The organism is Novosphingobium sp. G106 (assembly GCF_019075875.1).
In the GTDB taxonomy this organism is placed as follows: domain Bacteria; phylum Pseudomonadota; class Alphaproteobacteria; order Sphingomonadales; family Sphingomonadaceae; genus Novosphingobium.
In genome coordinates, this window is the sequence record NZ_JAHOOZ010000004.1 from 196,205 (window position 1) to 214,535 (window position 18,331).

Below are 18,331 nucleotides of genomic sequence, written 5' to 3' on the forward strand. Positions count from 1 at the left end.
TCATGAGAACGTATCTGACGGTCATGCTCGCCCTTAGTAGCTTCAGCGCTACCCCCGTAGTTGCCCAAATGATGGGCGGCGATATGAAAGCCATGCCTGGTATGGCCGGCATGGATCGCCCGGCGCCTGCTGCGAAGACCGGACAAGGCACGGGTGTCATCACCGCGATCGACACGAAGGCCAATACGCTGACGATCCGCCACGGCGCGATCCCATCAGTAAGTTGGCCGGCCATGACGATGACCTTCAAGGCCAGTCCCCCGACACTGCTTCGTGGCCTTAGCGTGGGGCAGACGATTGGATTCGACGTCCGAACCCATGGCATGGCAGCCGAAGTGACAGCGGTTCGGACGAAATAGAAGTTCACCAAAGCACTCGAATTTAATCCAACCGCCACCCCGTAACCGGATTTAAGATGGAGATGACCATGCACTATGTACGACTGACTATTGCCCTCGGCCTTGCCGCCCTGACCGCCGCCTGCGGCAAGAAGGCGGAAACGCCCGTTGCGGCCGAGACCAACCAGGCGGCGCCCGCCGCGACCATGAGCGGCGACATGGGCAACATGGCGATGGCGCCCACCGCGACCTCGGCCATCAAGGCCAAGGGTCATGGCACGGTCACAGCGATTGACAAGACCGCGGGCACCATCACGCTTGATCATGGTCCGATCCCCGAAGCCAAATGGCCGGCGATGACGATGGCATTCAAGGCAGCGCCCGCGATCACCGATGCGACAAAGGTCGGCGAGAAGGTTGATTTCGATGTCACGCTGACTGGCAGCGCGGGTGAGGTGACCGCCATCCACAAGCAATAGGGGATGCGCTGCGCCGTCCACTTGCATGGCGCCGCAGCCGGCCAAGTCAGTGAACATTTGCGCTGATGCCTGATCTCCGGGCAGGCATCAGCGCAACCCTACCAAGATTGGCAACCTTACCAAGATTGATCGCCTTCGCCCGGGGCCGGAAGGTTGATCGAACAAACTACCGCCACTGGCGTATTGGTTCAGCGATGGCCCACGGCAGCGGCCAGAATCCAAATTGCGGCGGGCTGACCTCGGGCCGGAACCGCTATAAAAAGCTTTTCGAGTTCGGGTGAAAACAGGCCGGTGCGAGCGCCCGGCGCAGTGCTGACCCGAACGCTGGCGTCATGCGCGGGCGAGGGCGTTGAGACATCGATGTGGCCCGCGCCGCAGATAAGATACTGGCGATCGCCATCGAGGAAGAGATCGTCGGCGTCACCGCACGCGGGCAGCGTCTCGATGACATTCCCCGTGTCGGCCTCCCGGCGCTGAAGCGCGGCCGGCACCCGATAGGCCACGATCGCTCCACGATCGGGGATGTTGATCCAGGCTCGGGAACCCTTCAGCCGGAAGCCCTCGGGGTGACCTGCGAGCGATACCCGGCTCAGGATCTGGGCATCCGCAGGATCGATGATCGCCAGTCCGCCTCCACCGAACCCGATGATCACATGCCCGTTGCGGCTGTCGATCTGGACATTGTCGGCATCGTCGCCAAGGTCGAGTTGCGCTACTTCACGGCGATCGGAAGCGGCATAGAAATGGACCGAACCATCGCCGCAGGCGACGACGATCTCATTCAGACGATCGAGATAGGCAACGCCTTGCGGTTCGTGCAGCCCGACGATCCGGCCGATCGGGCGACCGCCGGCCAGATCGATCTCGTCGACCGTGCCGTTACCGTATTCCGCCACGAAAAGCCGCCCATGTGCCGTATCGAGCGTAAGATGATCGATCCGCCCGGAGACGCCGGGCAGCGGAATGATCCGCTCAAGCTTCAACGGTGACGACGGGTCGGTGGCCGCGACCACCCGCGGCGCGGCGCTACAACTGGTAGCGACCGACAGCGCCGACACTATGCCGACGAACCGAAGAGCCTTTCGCCACATCAGCTTACCAGATCCCTCTTGCCTTCTGCTTGCTCCTTAGCCTGCCGTCGTTTTCGCGAACCGGGTATCGGCGGATGTCCAGTTCATCTTGCCCCTAAACCCATCAACATAGGCGGCTACCTTGGCGCCATAGTCGATCGCATAAGCGTGCTCGTCAACAGTCCGATCAAATTCGCGCGAAAGATCCTAGAGATACTTGGAGATCGTCCGGAACTCCTCGACCGCCGATCCGACACCATCGCTTACTTCGGCATGGGCGAGGCAATGATCGATATGGTCGTTAATCAGCGCTCTTTTCGCGCTGGAGACAGCCTTTTCGACGGCATGGAGCTGCTGGGCAACATCGACACACGACCGCCCCGCCTCGATCATTTCGACGATGCTCCGCAGATGACCGCCCGCTCGGTTGAGGCGCTTGACGATCGCGGGGTGACTTTCGTGCCTGTGTTCCGTCATCCGCAAAACTCCGTGCAACACGCTGCATGGCTTTACATATCCTCCCTGGGGGGATAGCTCAAGCGCTGCCTATATCCCCCATGGGGGATGGGCCCGACTCAGACTGGACAATGCAACGTGCTCTCCGTCCTAGCGAACCGTACATACCGCCACCTGTTCCTAGCCCAGGTCATCGCGCTCATCGGTACGGGGCTCGCAACGGTGGCGCTGGGCCTGCTTGCCTACGACATCGCCGGTGGCAGCGCGGGCGCGGTGCTCGGCACGGCGCTCGCGATCAAGATGGTCGCCTATATCGGCGTCGCACCGGTCGTTGGTGCTTTTGCCGACCGCCTGCCGCGCCGCGCCTTTCTTGTCAGCATGGATCTCGTACGGATGGCGGTGGCGATCTGCCTGCCGTTCGTGAGTCAGGTCTGGCAGGTCTATATTCTCATCTTCGTGCTGCAATCGGCCTCCGCGGCGTTCACGCCGACCTTCCAGGCAACCATCCCGGATATCCTGCCGGAAGAGCGCGACTATACCCGCGCGCTGTCGCTGTCGCGTCTCGCCTATGACATGGAAAGCCTGACCAGCCCGATCCTCGCTGCTGGGCTGTTGACTGTCATCAACTTCCACTGGCTCTTCTCAGGTACGGCGATTGGATTTTTGTGCTCCGCGCTGCTCGTCGTGACGACAGTCCTGCCGCGTGCTGCGAAATCCGAACCAAGAAGTGGCGGCATCTACGCAAAGACCACGCGCGGTACGCGCATCTATCTGAAGACGCCGCGCCTGCGCGGGCTGCTGGCGCTGACACTCGCGTCAGCCGCGGCCAGCTCGATGGTCATCGTCAACACGGTGGTTATCGTGCGTGGCAATCTCGGCCTCACACAGCGCGATGTTGCCTTCACGCTTGCTGCTTTCGGCGGAGGTTCGATCCTGGCCGCGCTGACTTTGCCGCGAATCCTCGATCGGGTTGCCGATCGTACGATCATGATTGGTGCTGCGGCAGCAATGACGATCGGTCTGGCCATATTGGCAGTGCTGACCGCAAGCTTTGGGGCAGCGCCTGACTATTGGCGCATGATCCTGATCGGCTGGTTCATACTCGGTATCGCCTATTCGATGAGCGTGACGCCATCGGGCCGGTTGCTTCGACGGTCGGCCAATGCCGACGATCGGCCTGCCTTGTTTGCCGCGCAATTCGCGCTCAGCCATTGCTGCTGGCTGATCTGCTATCCCCTGGTGGGTCAATTGGGCGCCAGCATTGGGCAGACGGCGGCTTTTTCCGCAATGGCGGCGATCGCGGCTGCCGGAACCCTGGCCGCCATGTGGCTCTGGCCCAGCGCCGATCCCGATACGGTGGCCCATGATCATGCGGACCTCGCCCCAAATCATCCCCATCTGCGCGGCGATCACGGGGAGGCGAGGGAGCATGCGTTCGTCATCGACGATCTTCATCAGCGTTGGCCACGCCAATGATTTTCGTCTGGGCTGTTACGATTGCTGCCATGCGGCGCGCTTGTGGACCGACCGTGTTCGCGATACCTCCAGCGAGATGACGGCATCGTCGATCAGATTGCGCACTCCGGTTGGGGCCTGCGTTCGCATACGCCTTTTTGCGCTATCGGCGATTCTGGCGCTGTTCGGGATGCTTGCGCTCGCCACCTGGCACGACGCGAAGCCGCATGTCCACGATGCCGGCCATGTCGTCAGTGTAGATCGGGATCATCATGATCACGCCCCGGCCGAGCAGCCGGACACGGCCGACCTGATGCATCTGGCGGCCCATGCGGTGCTGCAGACGATCGTCGTGCCTGCGCCGCCCGTGGTTGCGGTGCTGATGAAGCCTGTCGCCGAAATCTGGACGCTTGCGTCAGCAAAAGCGGCACGTTCCCTCGCTCCCCTGGCGATCCTGCGCCCGCCGCGAGGCTGAATTCACGCGCATAGCGCGTGCCGTCGTTTCAGCCTTTTTGGGGATAAGAATATGAGAGCCTTTATGGGCCGGCTGCCACGTCGCGTGGTGTCCGGCATGATGGTCGCGACGTGTGTCGCGGCGCTGTGCGGACCCGCACAGGCGCAAGTGGCGCCGCCGTTCGCTACACTTCTGCGCCAGACCGCCGACGCACCCCGGCGCGCCGAAAGCGAAGCCGATGTCCGTCGGTCCGAAGGTCTTGCGCGCCAGGCCCGCGCCCGGCCCAATCCGAGCGTAAGCATTCTCACCGAGAATGTCGCGGGATCGTCTCCTTATCGTGGGGTCGATCGCGCCGAGACGACGCTGCAATATAGCCAGCCGTTGGAAATCGGCGGCAAGCGTTCGGCGAGGATCGCAGCCGGAGAGGCGGGCGTCGCCGCGTCCCGCGCCCGCGATCGCGATGCGAAGATCCGCTACGCTTATGATCTTGCACGCACTTATGCAGCAGCGGACGTCGCGGACCAGAGGATCCTGCTGGTCGAAGGCGAGGTCGAGCAAGCGCAGGAGGTCCTGCGTGCCGCTCGCGCTCTGGTCGATGCCGGCAAGGAAGCGCGGCTGCGCGCCCTGCAAGCAGAGGCCGCGCTGTACGCGGTCAGCGCCGATCTCGAGGGGGCGAAAGCGGATCGCATTGCGGCCTATGCCCGCCTCTCCGCACTCGCCGGCGTCGAGGAGACCTTTACCGGCTTATCGGAATCGCTCTTGGCCACGCCCGTCGCAGCACCAACTTACGGCCCCGTCGATCCGATGACGAGTTCGTCCTATCTCGCTGCTCAGGCAGAGCGAGAGGCCGCCGAACGTCGGCTGACCGTCGAACAGAAGCGGGCGATCCCCGATGTGACGGCGATCGTCGGGGTTCGACGTCTCGACTACGAGGATGCGACCGCTCTGACGGCGGGCGTCTCAATCCCGCTCAACATCTTCGATCGCAACCGCGGCAATATCGCCGCCTCGCAAGCGGAGGCGCAGGCAGCCGCCGCAAGGCTGGCCATGGCCCGCAACGATGCGATTGCCGAAGCCCGCGCGGCCGGCGCGCAGATTACGGCCGCACAGTCGCGGGTTGCCGCTGCGGAGGCATCGCAAAGAACTGCGGAAGAAACCTATCGCCTTGCTCGCATTGCCTATGAAGCCGGCAAGTCCCCGCTCGTCGAGCTGCTGAACGCCCGTCACGGCCTCGGAGAGGCGCGGGGCATCGTCCTCGACGCCAAAGGCGCCAGTTTCGAGGCGCGCGCGCAGCTCGCCCGCCTTCAGGGCCGCACCTTTTCCGGAGATGAGATCCAATGAACCCCGAACGCAACAAGCTCTACGCAGGGGCCGCGATCGGTCTCGTCCTCGCCGCTCTTGCCGGTTTCGGAATCGCCCGTGTGACGGGTCCGTCCGCACCGAAAGCCGAGACGGCGGCCGCGGTCTCGACCGTTCCAACCGACACCGTCGCGATCAGCGAAGACGGCATCAAGACCTCAGGCATAGGCGTCGCACCAGCGGCAGCCGGTGGCGTTGCCGGCATAATCCTCGCGAGCGCCACCGTCGAGGCAACACCCGATGCCGAAGCGGTGCTCACTGCCCGGGCAGCAGGAACCGTCACCCGGATTTTCAAGCGGATCGGCGATCCAGTCTCGGCGGGCGAAACGATTGCCCTTGTTGAGAGCCGCGAGGCGTCGGCTATCGCCGCGGATCGCAGTGCGGCCGCCGCGCGGGTTACGCTCGCAAGCCGGCAATTGGCGCGCGAACGCACTTTGCTGGCCCAGGGCGTGTCGCCGCGGGCCGACTATGAGACGGCCGAGGCGAACCTTGCGGTCGCGCAGGCCGAAGCCCGGCAGGCGAGCGCTGCTGCCAGTGCGGCAAAGGTATCAGGCGATGGCCGGTCGGTTGCCGTGATCAGCTCGATCTCCGGCCGCATAATATCCGCACCCGTCAATCTCGGCGCGTCTGTCCAGGCCGAGACCGAGTTGTTCCGTGTCGCCGATCCGCGTCGCCTCCAGATCGAGGCGAGCGTGCCAGCAGCGGATGCATCGCTTGCGAAGGCTGGCGACAGGGTCGAGCTGACGACCAACGACGGCCAGAAGGTCGAAGGCCGGGTTCGCTCAGCGACGGGCGTGATCGACCCGCAGACGCGGCAAGCAACGGTGGTCGTAACGCCAAGCGGCGGTGGTGGTCTGATCGCGCCAGGCCAGCTCGTCCAGGCACGTATCTTCGCCAGCGGCGGCGGTGCGGCGTTGGGCGTGAGCGTGCCGCAGGACGCGGTCCAGACGATCGGCGATCGCACGGTGGTGTTCGTGCGAACCCGCCAGGGGTTCAAGGCGCAGACTGTGCGCATTGGCACGCGCAGCAGCGGTATGGTCGAGATCGTCTCAGGCGTCCCTGCAAACACGATGATCGCCACCACCAACGCCTTCCTGCTCAAGGCCGAGCTTGGCAAGGAGTCGGCGGAATGATCGCGCGGATATTAGGGCTTTCGGTCAGAGCGCGATGGGCTGTTGCGTTCGTTACCTTCCTCGTCGTCCTGTTCGGCGCCTGGCAGATCACATTGCTACCAATCGATGCGGTGCCCGACGTCACCAATCGGCAGGTCCAGATCAACAGCTTCGTGCCCACCCTTGGTCCGGTCGATATGGAGAAGCAGGTCACCTTCCCGGTCGAAACCGCGCTTGCCGGTATTCCCGGCCTCCAGATGACCCGCTCGCTCACGCGTAATGGGTTCAGCCAGGTCACCGCCGTCTTCAAGGATAGCACCAACATCTATTTCGCTCGGCAACAGGTGACTGAACGGCTCGCGCAGGCCAAGGACAGCCTTCCTGCCGGGGTGCAGCCCCAACTCGCGCCGCTGACCACGGGCCTCGGCGAGATATTCATGTTCAGCGTTGCGTTCGTACATCCGGACGGCAAGGGCGTGAAGGTCATCGACGGTCAGCCTGGCTGGCAGTCCGACGGTTCCTATCTGACGCCCGAGGGCGAGAAACTGACGACAGTGGTCGCCAAGGCGGCTTATCTGCGCACGGTCCAGGATTGGATCATCCGCCCGCAGATGCGGACTGTCCAGGGTGTCGCCGGGGTCGATTCCAACGGCGGCTATGTGAAGCAATATGTCGTCGAACCCAATCTGACCGCGCTGGCATCCTTTGGCATCTCGGTCACCGAGTTGGCCGACGCACTTGAACGATCGAATCTGTCGGCGGGCTCCAACTATATCCGCCGTGCCGGTGAATCCTTCCTCGTCCGGGCCGACGCGCGGTTGCGTTCGGTCTCCGACATAGAAGAGGCGGTCATCGCCACACGCGCTGGCGTTCCGGTGCGCGTGAAGGATGTCGGCCAGGTCGTCATCGGCGGCGCGGTGCGTACCGGATCGGGCAGCGTCGGTGGATCGGAGGCGGTCATCTCGACGATTTTGATGCTCACTGGCGAGAACAGCCGCATCGTTGCCAACCGCGTCGCCGACAAGCTGGTCGAGATCAACAAGACCCTGCCGCCGGATGTTGTCGCAAGCCAGGCCTATAACCGTTCGAAACTGGTCAATGCGACCATCGCTACGGTCGAAAAGAACCTTGTGGAAGGCGCGCTCCTTGTCATCGTGGTGCTGTTCTTGCTGCTCGGCAATATCCGCGCGGCGCTCATCACGGCGGCGGTGATCCCGATCACCATGCTGATGACCGCTGCGGGTATGAATGAGCTTGGTGTCTCGGGCAATCTTATGAGTCTGGGCGCGCTCGACTTCGGCCTGATCGTCGATGGCGCCGTCATCATCGTCGAAAACGCGCTCCGGCGCCTCGCCGAGAGGCAGCACAAGGAAGGAAGGCTCTTAACCCGGCTCGAACGCTTGACCGAAACCACCCATGCCGCGCAGGAGATGGTTCGGCCGACCGTCTATGGCCAGGCCATCATCTTCCTCGTGTTCATACCGCTGCTCACCTTTCAGGGCGTCGAGGGCAAGACGTTCGCCCCGATGGCGATCACTCTGATGTTGGCACTGGCCAGCGCGTTCATCCTCTCGATCACCTTCGTACCGGCGATGGTCGCGTTGCTGGTGACCGGCAAGGTCAGCGAGACCGAGGTCAAACCGATCCGCTGGTTCAAGGAGAAATATCAGCCGGCGCTCACCCGCGCCGTAGCGCGGCCAATGCCGTTCATCCTCGGCGGCGTGGGCGTTTTTGCCGCCGCGGTGCTGCTGTTCGGCACGCTCGGACAGGAGTTCATGCCGCAGCTCGATGAGAAGGACATCACGGTCACCAACTTCCGTATTCCGTCCGCCTCGATCGACCAGTCGACAGCGATGCAGCTTCAGATCGAAAATGCATTGAAGACGTTGCCGGAGGTAGCGCTGGTCTTTTCCAAGAACGGCAATGCCGATCTCGGCACCGATCCCATGCCCCCGAACGCTTCGGACACCTATGTCATTCCCAAGCCTGAAAAGGAGTGGCCGGCCGAGGTCAAGTCCAAGGAGGATATCCTTCGGCGGATCGAGGAGCGGATGAAGCCGCTGATCGGCAACCGTACGGAGATCCAGCAGCCGATCCAGATGCGGTTCAACGAGCTGATCGCGGGCGTCCGCTCGGACGTCGCGGTCAAGCTCTATGGCGACGACCTGGACGCGATGAGCGAGGCGGGAGGCCGAATCGCGACCGCGCTGCGAACCATTCCAGGCGCGGCGGACGTGCAGGCGGAACAGACATCGGGCGCACCGACTTTCGACATCAAGGTCGATCGCCAGGCGGCGGGCCGTTACGGCCTGTCGGTCGAAGAGGTCGCCAGTACGGTCGCGGCCGCACTTGGCGGCCGCGAGGCAGGTTTGTTGTTCGAAGGCGACCGGCGGTTCGATGTCGTGGTGCGTCTGCCCGACGCACAGCGCGACGATATCGAGACGCTGGGCTCGATCCCGGTCATGCTACCATCCAACGGTGCCGGGAACGCGCGTTCCATCCCGCTCAGCGAAGTGGCGCGCTTCACCTACACCGAGGGGCTCAACCAGATCAGCCGGGAGAACGGTAAGCGGATGGTCGTCATCCAGGCCAATGTGCGCGGCCGCGATCTCGGCGGGTTCGTTACCGAAGCCCAGGCGAAGATCGCCGATGTGAAACTGCCCGCTGGCACCTTCACCGAGTGGGGCGGCCAGTTCGAGAGCCTTCAGTCGGCCTCCGAGCGGTTGGCAATCGTCGTGCCACTTTGCTTCGTCCTGATCTTCGCATTGCTCTATATGGCGTTGGGCGGTGCCTGGCCGGCCCTCGTCGTATTCACAGCCGTTCCCATGGCCCTGGCCGGCGGTGTGTTCGCTCTGGCCATGCGGGGGATACCCTTCTCCATCACGGCATCTGTTGGATTCATCGCGCTCTCAGGTGTGGCAGTCCTCAACGGCCTTGTCATGATGAGCGCTATCCGTAAGCGGCTTGACGATGGCGAAGGGATTGACGGCGCCATCATTGGTGGCGCGATGGAACGTGTACGGCCGGTGCTGATGACTGCTCTGGTCGCGAGCCTCGGCTTCATCCCGATGGCGCTCGCCACCGGTACGGGAGCCGAGGTGCAACGACCACTTGCGACCGTCGTGATCGGCGGCCTCATCACCTCGACGGCTCTGACGCTGCTCGTTCTTCCGGCGATCTCCGCGCTGATGTTCCGAATATTGGCAAAACGGAGAACTACCACAGAGCCGCCTGCGCAACTGGTGAAGGTGTGAAGGTAGGCCGCCCTTGCGAATATCGTCAGGGCGGCTTGTCGCGGGAAGCATGTCGTTTGAGAAGTCACCCTCCGATCGCGACATTTCCGGATATCATGGTGCTGGACATTCCATATCGCTTCGCCGGTCCGACTCTTCCGCTCGGCCGTCACTATCCGATCATCGTGGAGACGGAGGCCGAGTTGATGGAGCTGCTGCGCACCACGCCACAGCTCGGCCATCAAAGCCTGATGCTGCTCGAAACGCTCCGAACCGGACAGGAGGTCGACTTGACCACGGTGCCGCCATCCGGCCGTTGATACGGGACAGGAGAGTGATTTCGCTGCATGATCGTTAGCTGCACCTGTGGATTCGATTACCTGAGCGCCCGATTCAAACGAGCCAGGTCTTGGCGGTCGCAACGAGCAGAAGAACGCCCAGCATTCCCCGATAGATCACGAACGGCCAGGCGGAGAACCGCTCAAGGACGCGCATCAGCGCCCAGATCGCGGCGAATGCCGAAACGGACGCGACAACCAGGCCGACCGCCAGAACGGACCAGCCATGCATGTCGAGATGGGTTTTGTGCAACTCCCATAGTTCCTTCGATCCCGCCAGAGCGATAGCCGGAATGCCCAGCAGAAACGAGAAGCGGGCCGCTTCCTCGCGCTTGAATCCGAGCGCGAGCGCGGCAGTGAGCGTCGATCCTGAGCGCGATACGCCTGGAATAAGGGCACCAACCTGCGCGAGCCCGACGAGCAGCGCATCAATCAGCGATGCCTTCTCAACACTGCGGCTGTGGCGCGCCAGAAGCTCGCTGAGCCCCATCAGCCCCGCCATCGCCATGCAAGCCCAGCCAATCACGGGGAGGGCGCGAAAGGGAGAGTTGCATGTATTGAGGCTGTTGGACAGCAGAGCACCCGCCAGTACGATCGGAACCGTGGCGAGCGCGATCCAGATCGCCAGACGGAGATCGGGATTGGCGAACTGCCGACGGCCGATCGCCGACACGGAACCGACCGCCAGGCGGCGGACATCCTGCCAGAAATAACTGACCACGGCGGCGAGCGCGGCGAGTTGCATCGCGGCCGAAAAAGCCGAGCCGGGATCTCGCCAGCCCAAGAGGGCCGGCACGACGCGCATATGGGCGGTCGATGAAATCGGCAGGAGTTCGGTGATACCTTGCACCACGCCCAATATGGCAACCTTGGCATAACCCAGTGTCACGAAGCCAGTGTCGACGCCTGCGGCACATTGTCCGGTCATAGCAGTGCGGTCCTATTGGGTGGTGGATGAGCGTAGATCGTTGCTTCGCTGCCTGGGTGACCGGATTATCGAACTCGCTGGTCGCGACCCACAAGACGCATACCATTGAGCACGACCAGGAGGGATGCGCCGACATCCGCAGCGATCGCGCCCCAGAGCGACGCCATGCCAAGCAGCGTCAAACCTGCGAAAACGAGTTTTATGGCCAGCGAGAAGCCGATGTTCTGCCGGATGACGGCGAGCGTCGCCCTCGAATGCCGGATGAGCCACGGCAGGCGAGAGAGATCGTCCTGCATCAGCGCGATATCCGCTGTCTCGATCGCCGCATCGCTGCCAATCGCGCCCATGGCGATGCCTAGGCCCGAGCGCGCCATCGCCGGCGCATCATTGACGCCGTCACCGACCATGGCGACGAGGCCGTGCTGCGCTACCAGCCTTTCTATCGCCGCGACCTTTTGTTCGGGAAGGAGCTCGGCGTGAACCTCATCCACGCCGGTCGCGCGCGCGATGGCCTGGGCAGGCGCGCGACTGTCACCGGTCAGCATGACGATCTGCGCGATGCCAAGTTCATGCAGTTGCGCGACGATCTGTCGGGCCTCGGGACGCATCGCGTCACCGACCGCGATTAATCCGATGACCGACTTTGCCTCACCGACAATAATCCCGGTCAATCCCGCGGCGGCGATACGATGCAATTGGGCGGCAAGCGCAGCATTGCCGGCTGCCCCAAGTCGCTCTTCAAGATAACCCGGGGATCCGACCCAGGCCTCCCGACCATCGATCGTGCCAACGACGCCTTTGCCGGGCACCGCCGTCACGGCCTTTGCGGGGACCACGTCAACACCGCGTTCCGCTGCGGCATCGAGAATCGCACGCGCAATAGGATGTTCGCTTCGAGCTTCGATGGCGGCAGCAACCGCCAGCAGCTCAAGTTCGTCCCGGTCGCCGAGCGGTATCAGTTCGATCACCTTGGGACGTCCAAGCGTGAGCGTCCCTGTCTTGTCCATGGCGATCGCGGTGATGCGGGCAGGCGTTTCGAGATGGACGCCACCTTTGACCAGGATACCCTGCCTGGCTGCACCGGTCAGTCCCGCAACGATGCTGACGGGGGTCGAGATGACGAGGGCGCAGGGGCAGGCGATGACAAGCAGTACCAGCGCCTGATAAAACCAAGCGGCCCAACTGCCCCCGAGCAGAAACGGCGGCACGAGGAACACCGCCAGCGCAAGCGCCATCACCACCGGTGTGTAGATCCGTGCGAAGCGTTCCACCCATTGTTCGGTCGGCGCACGCTTGCTCTGCGCTTCACCAACCATGCGCACGATACGGGCGAGCGTCGTGTCCGAAGCGGGCCGGGTCGTTGCGATCTCGATCGCGCCCATGCCGTTGATGGTTCCTGCAAAGACCATTGCGCCTTGCGCGACTGTAACGGGTACGCTCTCGCCTGTAATCGGCGCCTGATCGACCGCGCTCGTCCCCGCAACCACACGCCCATCGAGCGGAATTTTTCCGCCGGGCGGAACGATCACTTGCGTTCCGACCGCGACGTCGGCGACCGGCACATCCTTCTCGACGCCTGCGGCATCCCGTATTCGGGCAGAGTCAGGCGCGATGTCCATGAGCGCCGCGACGGCGCGGCGGGCACGTCCAAGGCTCCATGCCTCGAGGGCGAGAGCAAGCGCGAAGAAGAACGCCACGGTCGCCGCTTCGAACCATTGCCCGATGCCGAGGGCGCCCGCCACCGCGACGATCATGAGCAGGTTCATGTCCGGCCGGAGCCGCCGTGCCGCGAGGACCGCCTTGGGGGCGACGTACCGAACCGCCGAGAGGATCGCCAGGGAATAGGCGATCATGGCGAGGAAGGGAGGATGAGCCTCCCGCGCCAGACTCTCGTGCAACACCGCGGCGAGGCCGCTCGCGCGGACATGGATCGCAAAGCCCGCCACGACCAACACGCCGCTCGCGATCGTCAGCGCCGCCTGGATGCGGCGCCGACGCTGATCGGCTTGCGCGCCGGCACTGTTCACGCCTTCTTTCCAGAGCTCGGCGCGCATGCCGGTGCGCTCGACCGCCTTCAATATTTCGATGTGATGTAGGGCGTCGGTAGCACCCGCGACCGACATGCGGCCATTGATGAGATCGAACGATAGCTTCTCCAACCCGACGACCGGCCCGACTTCGCGCTTGAGCACCGCGACTTCGTCACCGCAGTCCATGCCGTGGATTTTGAAGATGACGCTATTCGGACGGTCAGGAAGCATCTGTTCGACAGGCGTCGGTTCGCCCGAGCAGCTGCTGCAACCGCCGGCCTCTACTTTATCCTCCGCGAATGCATCCGCGGTTTGCAATTCGGCTGTCATTCCGGTGGTCGATACGGCCGCGATCAGCGCCTCCACCACGATGCCGGACTCGACATCGACATCGAGGAGACCGCGCTTCGGCTGGAACGACAACAGCTGCTCGTCCCCGACAAGCGGGACGAGGACTGCCTTGAGAAGCCGGACCTCATTCTGGCAGTCGAGCCCGTGGACCTTGAAACGCCACCAGCGGCCCATCGCGATAGCGTGCGCGTCGGTTTGCTCGACCATATCGTCACCTCGACTCTTCGACATGACACCCTCTATAAAGTCTGAAGTTACTAGAGGGTCAACCGATATGTCCGTCGAGCTACTCAGCATTGGAAAGCTCGCGAAAGCGACAGGGACGAAGGTCGAGACAATTCGCTACTATGAGAGTGTAGGCTTGCTTGCCCCGCCGGGGCGAACGAAGGGCAATTATCGGGCCTATTCCGCGCAGCATCTCGCACGGCTCAGCTTCATCCGCCGGGCACGCGCGCTGGGTTTCTCGATCGACCAGGTCCAGGAGCTTCTCAAGCTCGCGGACCAGAAAGACATTTCGTGCAAGGCCGTCGACACGATCGCCCGCGAACATCTCGCCGAGATCGACCGGAAGCTTCGGGATCTGAATACCCTCAGATCCGAACTGAGCAGCGTTATCGTCCAGTGCGGGCAGGGCACCATTTCCGAGTGCCGGATCATCGAGACCCTGGCGCCGGATTCCGTGGCGGGCGGTTAGGAGGGGCGGGGTAGACTCGGGATCATTTTTTGCGGTCAGTCGCGCTAATGCAAACAAGTCGCAAAACAGCTTGACCCTCTAGCTGCTAGAGGGTCTAAAGGAGGCGGATGTTTACGTCCCCGTCCCGCCTCCGCCTTTTGCCGATTCGCGTGCAAGTGCCCTCACGCCACCGATGGGCGCTCCGCATGTTGGCGATACTTGGTGCCGTGTTCTGTACACTGGGTGCAAGCGCCATCGCCCAGGCCGAAACGGCGGATGTCCAGACCGCATGGCGGCTTCTCGACTATATGGCGGTCGACTATGGTGGTGCGGTCTCCGGAGGCAGGATCAAGAATGCCTCCGAATATGCTGAAATGACCGAGTTCGCGGCGTCGGTCTCCGCGCGCCTCGCAACGCTGCCGCCAACGCCTGAACGCGCCCGGCTTCTCGAGGGCGCGACACGGCTTCAGGCGGTCGTTGCCGCCAAGGGCTCGCCGAGCCAGGTTGCCGATCTTGCCCATGGTCTCGCCGCCGATTTGCTCAAAGCCTATCCGGTCCCGCTTGCTCCGGCCAAGGCACCCGATTTCGCCCGTGGTGCGACGCTCTTCGCCCAGAATTGCGCGAGCTGCCACGGTGCGGCCGGCGATGGTCATGGCCCGAACGCCGCCAAGCTCGCCACCCCGCCGATCGCGTTCACCGATCTCACCCGCGCTCGCCAGCGCAGCCCCTTCGCGCTCTATCAGGTGATCGACCAGGGTATCGACGGCACCGCGATGCAGAGCTTCTCGTCGCTGCCGTCAGACGATCGCTGGGCGCTTGCCTTCTATGCGGGGCATTTCGCCTTTTCCGATGCGGCCGCTAAGGAAGGCGAACGGCTATGGAAAGCCGATCCCAGCCTTCGCCAACGGATTCCCGATCTGACGGCACTGGCCGGGCTGACCCCGGAAACGCTCGCCAAGAGCATGGGGCCCGAGCAGGCCGATGCGATCATAGCCTATCTGCGCCGCCACCCTGAAGCCGTGGTTCAGCAGGCACCGGGCTCGCTCGACGTGGCGCGGGGCAAACTGGCGCAGAGCCTCGCGGCCTATCGCGCGGGCAATCGCCATGCGGCGCAGGAATTAGCGCTGTCGGCCTATCTCGACGGGTTCGAGCCGCTCGAACCCATGCTGACCGCGCGTGACGCAACGCTTATGGGGCATATCGAGAGCGCCATGGGCGAATTCCGCGCATCGCTCCAGCAAGGCCGCCCGGCCGACGAGGTGGCGACCCGCGTCCAGGTGCTCGGTGGTCTGTTCGATGACGCGGAAGCTGCGATGTCTCCGGACGCGGCGAGCAGTGCATCGACCTTCGTCGGCGCTCTCACCATCCTGCTGCGCGAGGGCCTTGAAGCGCTGCTGATCGTCGTTGCGATGATCGCCTTCCTGCGCAAAGCCGAGCGGCCCGAAGTGCTGCCTTATGTCCATGCCGGCTGGATCGGCGCGCTGGCGGCGGGCGCCCTGACCTGGGCGGTCGCTACCTACGCAATCGGGATCAGCGGCGCGAGCCGTGAATTGACCGAAGGGTTCGGGTCGCTGTTTGCAGCCGTCGTTCTTCTGTCGGTGGGGATCTGGATGCATGGCAAGGCGCAGGCGGATCAATGGCAACGCTACATCCGCGAGAAGATGTCGCGCGCGCTGTCGCGGCAGTCGGCTTGGTTCCTGTTCGGTCTCGCCTTTGTCGTCGTCTATCGCGAGGTGTTCGAGACGATCCTGTTCTACGCGGCGCTCTGGACCCAAGGCAATGGAGGCATGATGCTGGCGGGCGCGGGCACGGCGATCCTGCTGCTCGGCCTCATCGCCTGGGCTATGCTGCGGTACAGCCGCGACCTGCCGATCGCGAAATTCTTCGCCTACAGCGCGTGGCTGATGGCTATCCTCACAGTCGTGCTCGCTGGCAAGGGCGTGGCGGCGCTACAGGAAGCAGGCATCATCGACATCGCACCGTTTGCCGGCGGCATTCGCGTTTCGATGCTCGGCATCTTTCCAACACTCCAGTCGATGGGCGCGCAGTTGCTGATGCTTGTGGCCGTGGGCGGGGGATTTGTCCTGAATCGTCGCCGGGCTGCAGCCGCCTGATGGGTTTCGAGCAAGCCGGAAAAATTCTTCTTGACCCTATAGCAACTAGAGGGTGCATTAGGCCGCACAATGTTTACGCAAGTCGGAAATTGAGCGGGGGGAGCAAGTTGCTTCATAATTTGATTATGTCAGCGCATTCAAAGTTACAAACCGGCACGTAGCTGTTACAGGTTTATCGCATGTCCCGTCTGGCCGCCTTCCTGCTGCATCTTGCGCTAGCCCTTTCCCTGGGGTTTGGCTCGGTTGCGCATGCGGCCGAGGGTATTGCGTGCGTCGAGGTCTCGGCGACGGATGAGGCCCTGTCCCATGTCGATGGGGATGGCGATCAAGTCCCGGCCGATGCCGAAAAGGGCTATCCGCATCACCACGGCGGGTGTCATGGTCATCACGTCGGTGTTCCCGTCAAACTGACCTCGGTCCCGCAGACGTTTAGCGCACCGGCGCTGCCGCGTCCGTTTGATCACAGCCGGGTGGCGCGCGCTCCGGCCGATCCAGCTCTTCGCCCTCCGATAGCCTGACGATCCCTAGCACCTGTCGGCGATGCCGACGGGCTTTCCAGGTTCGTCAGGAGTCCATCATTCATGTACCGTATCATTGCGGCCTTAATGGCCGTCACGTCTTGCGCGTCGATCGCGCAGGCGCAGACGGCGACGTCACCACCATCATCTGCCAGTCAACCCATCTTCACACTCGATCGCGCCCGAACCATTGCTGGGGGAAGTTCCCCTAGTATCGAGTCGGCGGCGGCGGGGGTTCGTTCTGCGGCTGCGGGACGTACGATCGCGGGCCTCAGGCCCAATCCTGAAATTCAGGTCCAGACCGAGAATGTCGCTGGGTCTGGCATCTATCGTGGCACGCAAAGCGCGGAAACGACGGCGACCCTTGCGTTGCCGATTGAGCTTGGCGGCAAGCGTTCCGCTCGTATCGCCGTCGCAGACTCCCGGAGTGCGCGAGCGCAGATCGATGCGTCGATCGCGCTCGCGGATCTGAACCTGCGGATCACGCAAACCTATATCGCAGCGGCTGCAGCTGAACGGCGCGTGGATGTCGCACGCCAGCAGGCTGAAATTGCAGGAAATGCTTTCAAGGCAGCGCGGACGCGCGTGACGGCAGGCGCTGGTGCGCCTATCGATCAGCAGCGCGCCGACGTTTTGCGCGTGAATGCCGAGGTCGGTCTCGAGCGCGCGATTCGCGAGGCGGCGGTCGCCCGAGGCAATCTCGAACGGCTTGTGGGTCAGCCTATCGAGGGCTCGCTTGATCTTGGCTGGTTCGATCGCATCGGTGGCTATGGTCCGACGATGCCGGTCGACCCGAGCGGCACATTGGCGTTGGCCGCCGCACAGGCCGATCTCAACACTGCCGATGCTCAGGTCCGCCTGGCGAGATCCCAGCGTATCCCGGATATTACGCTTAGCGTCGGCGCGCGGCGGCTGTCGCAGACGAACGACAAAGCTGCAGTGGTGGGAATCGCCATTCCGTTCCCACTTTTCAACAACGGAGCAGCCGCCGTAAGTCAGGCGCGGGCCGAGCAAACCCGGGCCGACGCGAACCGCCGGGTCGCCATCATCGAGGCCGAGCAGGCCATCGCAAGCGCCCAGGCGGAGTTGGCCAATGCTGCCGCCACAGCTCGGGCGGCAGGAGGGCCGGGTCTTGCTGCAGCCTCCGAGGCAGCCCGCATTGCTCGCATTGGCTATTCTCAGGGAAAGTTCAGCCAGCTCGATCTTCTCGAGGCAGAACGGACGCTGGCAGAGACCCGGGCGGCTTATACCGATGCACTGGCAGCCTATCATGACGCGGAAGCGCGGCTTGAACGCCTGACCGCACCTGCCCCCGAACTGGGGGAACGCTGAACCATGACAATTATCGCAGTTTCACCGCGCGACAGCACGGCACTTCCCATTGCGACGGTCGCGACGACGCGCTGGACCGTAGGGCTTCGAT

At 63.4% G+C, this 18,331-nt stretch carries 17 protein-coding genes; 12 read left to right on the forward strand and 5 right to left on the reverse strand.

Going from position 1 to position 18,331, the window contains the following annotated elements; genetic code table 11:
- Nucleotides 1–2: 2 nt before the first annotated feature.
- Entirely contained in the window at nucleotides 3–359 is a 357-nt protein-coding gene (locus KRR38_RS34750) for a copper-binding protein (RefSeq protein ID WP_254515920.1), read from the forward strand.
- Between the two features lie 68 nt (nucleotides 360–427).
- Nucleotides 428–817 carry a copper-binding protein gene (locus KRR38_RS34755; protein ID WP_217408307.1) on the forward strand — a complete coding sequence of 130 codons (390 nt, stop codon included), beginning with the start codon at nucleotides 428–430 and terminating at the stop codon, nucleotides 815–817.
- Nucleotides 818–1,005: 188 nt separating this feature from the next.
- Here the strand turns inward: KRR38_RS34755 and KRR38_RS34760 are convergent, their stop codons facing one another.
- Genes KRR38_RS34760 through KRR38_RS34770 form a run of 3 tightly spaced genes read right to left on the reverse strand, consistent with a single transcriptional unit; the run spans nucleotide 1,006 to nucleotide 2,364 of the window.
- The gene (locus tag KRR38_RS34760; RefSeq protein ID WP_217408308.1) at nucleotides 1,006–1,908 is read right to left on the reverse strand and encodes a YncE family protein; all 903 of its coding nucleotides are present in this window, start codon (nucleotides 1,906–1,908) and stop codon (nucleotides 1,006–1,008) included.
- 36 nt (nucleotides 1,909–1,944) lie between these two features.
- Nucleotides 1,945–2,046, reverse strand: coding sequence for a hypothetical protein (locus KRR38_RS38170; RefSeq protein ID WP_217408378.1), 102 nt, complete (start codon nucleotides 2,044–2,046; stop codon nucleotides 1,945–1,947).
- A 48-nt stretch (nucleotides 2,047–2,094) separates the two neighbouring features.
- A complete protein-coding gene (locus KRR38_RS34770) occupies nucleotides 2,095–2,364 on the reverse strand; it encodes a metal-sensing transcriptional repressor (RefSeq protein ID WP_217408309.1) in 270 nt (89 codons plus the stop codon).
- A 117-nt stretch (nucleotides 2,365–2,481) separates the two neighbouring features.
- On the opposite strand from KRR38_RS34770, the gene KRR38_RS34775 reads away from it, so the two are divergent.
- The 6 genes from KRR38_RS34775 (at nucleotide 2,482) to KRR38_RS34800 (ending at nucleotide 10,276) form a co-directional block, all read left to right on the forward strand.
- Nucleotides 2,482–3,819, forward strand: coding sequence for an MFS transporter (locus tag KRR38_RS34775; RefSeq protein ID WP_217408310.1), 1,338 nt, complete (start codon nucleotides 2,482–2,484; stop codon nucleotides 3,817–3,819).
- Nucleotides 3,773–4,273, forward strand: coding sequence for a hypothetical protein (locus tag KRR38_RS34780; RefSeq protein WP_217408311.1), 501 nt, complete (start codon nucleotides 3,773–3,775; stop codon nucleotides 4,271–4,273). The genes KRR38_RS34775 and KRR38_RS34780 overlap by 47 nt, the downstream gene beginning before the upstream one ends.
- 51 nt (nucleotides 4,274–4,324) lie before the next feature.
- The gene (locus tag KRR38_RS34785) at nucleotides 4,325–5,593 is read left to right on the forward strand and encodes a TolC family protein (RefSeq protein ID WP_217408312.1); all 1,269 of its coding nucleotides are present in this window, start codon (nucleotides 4,325–4,327) and stop codon (nucleotides 5,591–5,593) included.
- Nucleotides 5,590–6,744, forward strand: coding sequence for an efflux RND transporter periplasmic adaptor subunit (locus KRR38_RS34790; protein WP_217408313.1), 1,155 nt, complete (start codon nucleotides 5,590–5,592; stop codon nucleotides 6,742–6,744). Before KRR38_RS34785 ends, KRR38_RS34790 begins: the two co-directional genes overlap by 4 nt.
- A complete protein-coding gene (locus KRR38_RS34795) occupies nucleotides 6,741–9,977 on the forward strand; it encodes an efflux RND transporter permease subunit (protein ID WP_217408314.1) in 3,237 nt (1,078 codons plus the stop codon). The genes KRR38_RS34790 and KRR38_RS34795 overlap by 4 nt, the downstream gene beginning before the upstream one ends.
- A gap of 95 nt (nucleotides 9,978–10,072) precedes the next feature.
- Entirely contained in the window at nucleotides 10,073–10,276 is a 204-nt protein-coding gene (locus tag KRR38_RS34800; RefSeq protein ID WP_217408315.1) for a hypothetical protein, read from the forward strand.
- Nucleotides 10,277–10,349: 73 nt separating this feature from the next.
- Here KRR38_RS34800 and KRR38_RS34805 read toward each other — a convergent pair whose 3' ends face one another.
- A complete protein-coding gene (locus KRR38_RS34805; protein WP_217408316.1) occupies nucleotides 10,350–11,222 on the reverse strand; it encodes an undecaprenyl-diphosphate phosphatase in 873 nt (290 codons plus the stop codon).
- A 65-nt stretch (nucleotides 11,223–11,287) separates the two neighbouring features.
- Nucleotides 11,288–13,810, reverse strand: coding sequence for a cation-translocating P-type ATPase (locus KRR38_RS34810; RefSeq protein WP_254515922.1), 2,523 nt, complete (start codon nucleotides 13,808–13,810; stop codon nucleotides 11,288–11,290).
- A gap of 67 nt (nucleotides 13,811–13,877) precedes the next feature.
- Between KRR38_RS34810 and KRR38_RS34815 the strand changes: the two genes are divergently transcribed.
- From KRR38_RS34815 to KRR38_RS34830, 4 genes are all read left to right on the forward strand, one after another.
- A complete protein-coding gene (locus KRR38_RS34815; RefSeq protein WP_013833391.1) occupies nucleotides 13,878–14,297 on the forward strand; it encodes a helix-turn-helix domain-containing protein in 420 nt (139 codons plus the stop codon).
- A gap of 185 nt (nucleotides 14,298–14,482) precedes the next feature.
- Entirely contained in the window at nucleotides 14,483–16,390 is a 1,908-nt protein-coding gene (locus KRR38_RS34820) for a cytochrome c/FTR1 family iron permease (RefSeq protein WP_217408317.1), read from the forward strand.
- 179 nt (nucleotides 16,391–16,569) lie between these two features.
- The gene (locus KRR38_RS34825) at nucleotides 16,570–16,908 is read left to right on the forward strand and encodes a hypothetical protein (protein WP_217408318.1); all 339 of its coding nucleotides are present in this window, start codon (nucleotides 16,570–16,572) and stop codon (nucleotides 16,906–16,908) included.
- Nucleotides 16,909–16,971: 63 nt separating this feature from the next.
- Entirely contained in the window at nucleotides 16,972–18,240 is a 1,269-nt protein-coding gene (locus KRR38_RS34830; RefSeq protein WP_217408319.1) for a TolC family protein, read from the forward strand.
- Nucleotides 18,241–18,331: the final 91 nt, after the last annotated feature.

Excerpts from the sequence above, each read along its gene's own strand:
- KRR38_RS34790 (WP_217408313.1), top strand. The coding sequence starts at position 5,590 with ATGAACCCCGAACGCAACAAGCTCTACGCAGGGGCCGCGATCGGTCTC.
- KRR38_RS34805 (WP_217408316.1), bottom strand. The coding sequence starts at position 11,222 with ATGACCGGACAATGTGCCGCAGGCGTCGACACTGGCTTCGTGACACTG.
- KRR38_RS34800 (WP_217408315.1), top strand. The coding sequence starts at position 10,073 with ATGGTGCTGGACATTCCATATCGCTTCGCCGGTCCGACTCTTCCGCTC.
- KRR38_RS34785 (WP_217408312.1), top strand. The coding sequence starts at position 4,325 with ATGAGAGCCTTTATGGGCCGGCTGCCACGTCGCGTGGTGTCCGGCATG.
- KRR38_RS34760 (WP_217408308.1), bottom strand. The coding sequence starts at position 1,908 with ATGTGGCGAAAGGCTCTTCGGTTCGTCGGCATAGTGTCGGCGCTGTCG.
- KRR38_RS34770 (WP_217408309.1), bottom strand. The coding sequence starts at position 2,364 with ATGACGGAACACAGGCACGAAAGTCACCCCGCGATCGTCAAGCGCCTC.
- KRR38_RS34825 (WP_217408318.1), top strand. The coding sequence starts at position 16,570 with ATGTCCCGTCTGGCCGCCTTCCTGCTGCATCTTGCGCTAGCCCTTTCC.
- KRR38_RS34750 (WP_254515920.1), top strand. The coding sequence starts at position 3 with ATGAGAACGTATCTGACGGTCATGCTCGCCCTTAGTAGCTTCAGCGCT.
- KRR38_RS34755 (WP_217408307.1), top strand. The coding sequence starts at position 428 with ATGCACTATGTACGACTGACTATTGCCCTCGGCCTTGCCGCCCTGACC.
- KRR38_RS34830 (WP_217408319.1), top strand. The coding sequence starts at position 16,972 with ATGTACCGTATCATTGCGGCCTTAATGGCCGTCACGTCTTGCGCGTCG.
- KRR38_RS34780 (WP_217408311.1), top strand. The coding sequence starts at position 3,773 with ATGCGTTCGTCATCGACGATCTTCATCAGCGTTGGCCACGCCAATGAT.
- KRR38_RS34820 (WP_217408317.1), top strand. The coding sequence starts at position 14,483 with ATGTTGGCGATACTTGGTGCCGTGTTCTGTACACTGGGTGCAAGCGCC.
- KRR38_RS34795 (WP_217408314.1), top strand. The coding sequence starts at position 6,741 with ATGATCGCGCGGATATTAGGGCTTTCGGTCAGAGCGCGATGGGCTGTT.
- KRR38_RS34810 (WP_254515922.1), bottom strand. The coding sequence starts at position 13,810 with ATGGTCGAGCAAACCGACGCGCACGCTATCGCGATGGGCCGCTGGTGG.
- KRR38_RS34815 (WP_013833391.1), top strand. The coding sequence starts at position 13,878 with ATGTCCGTCGAGCTACTCAGCATTGGAAAGCTCGCGAAAGCGACAGGG.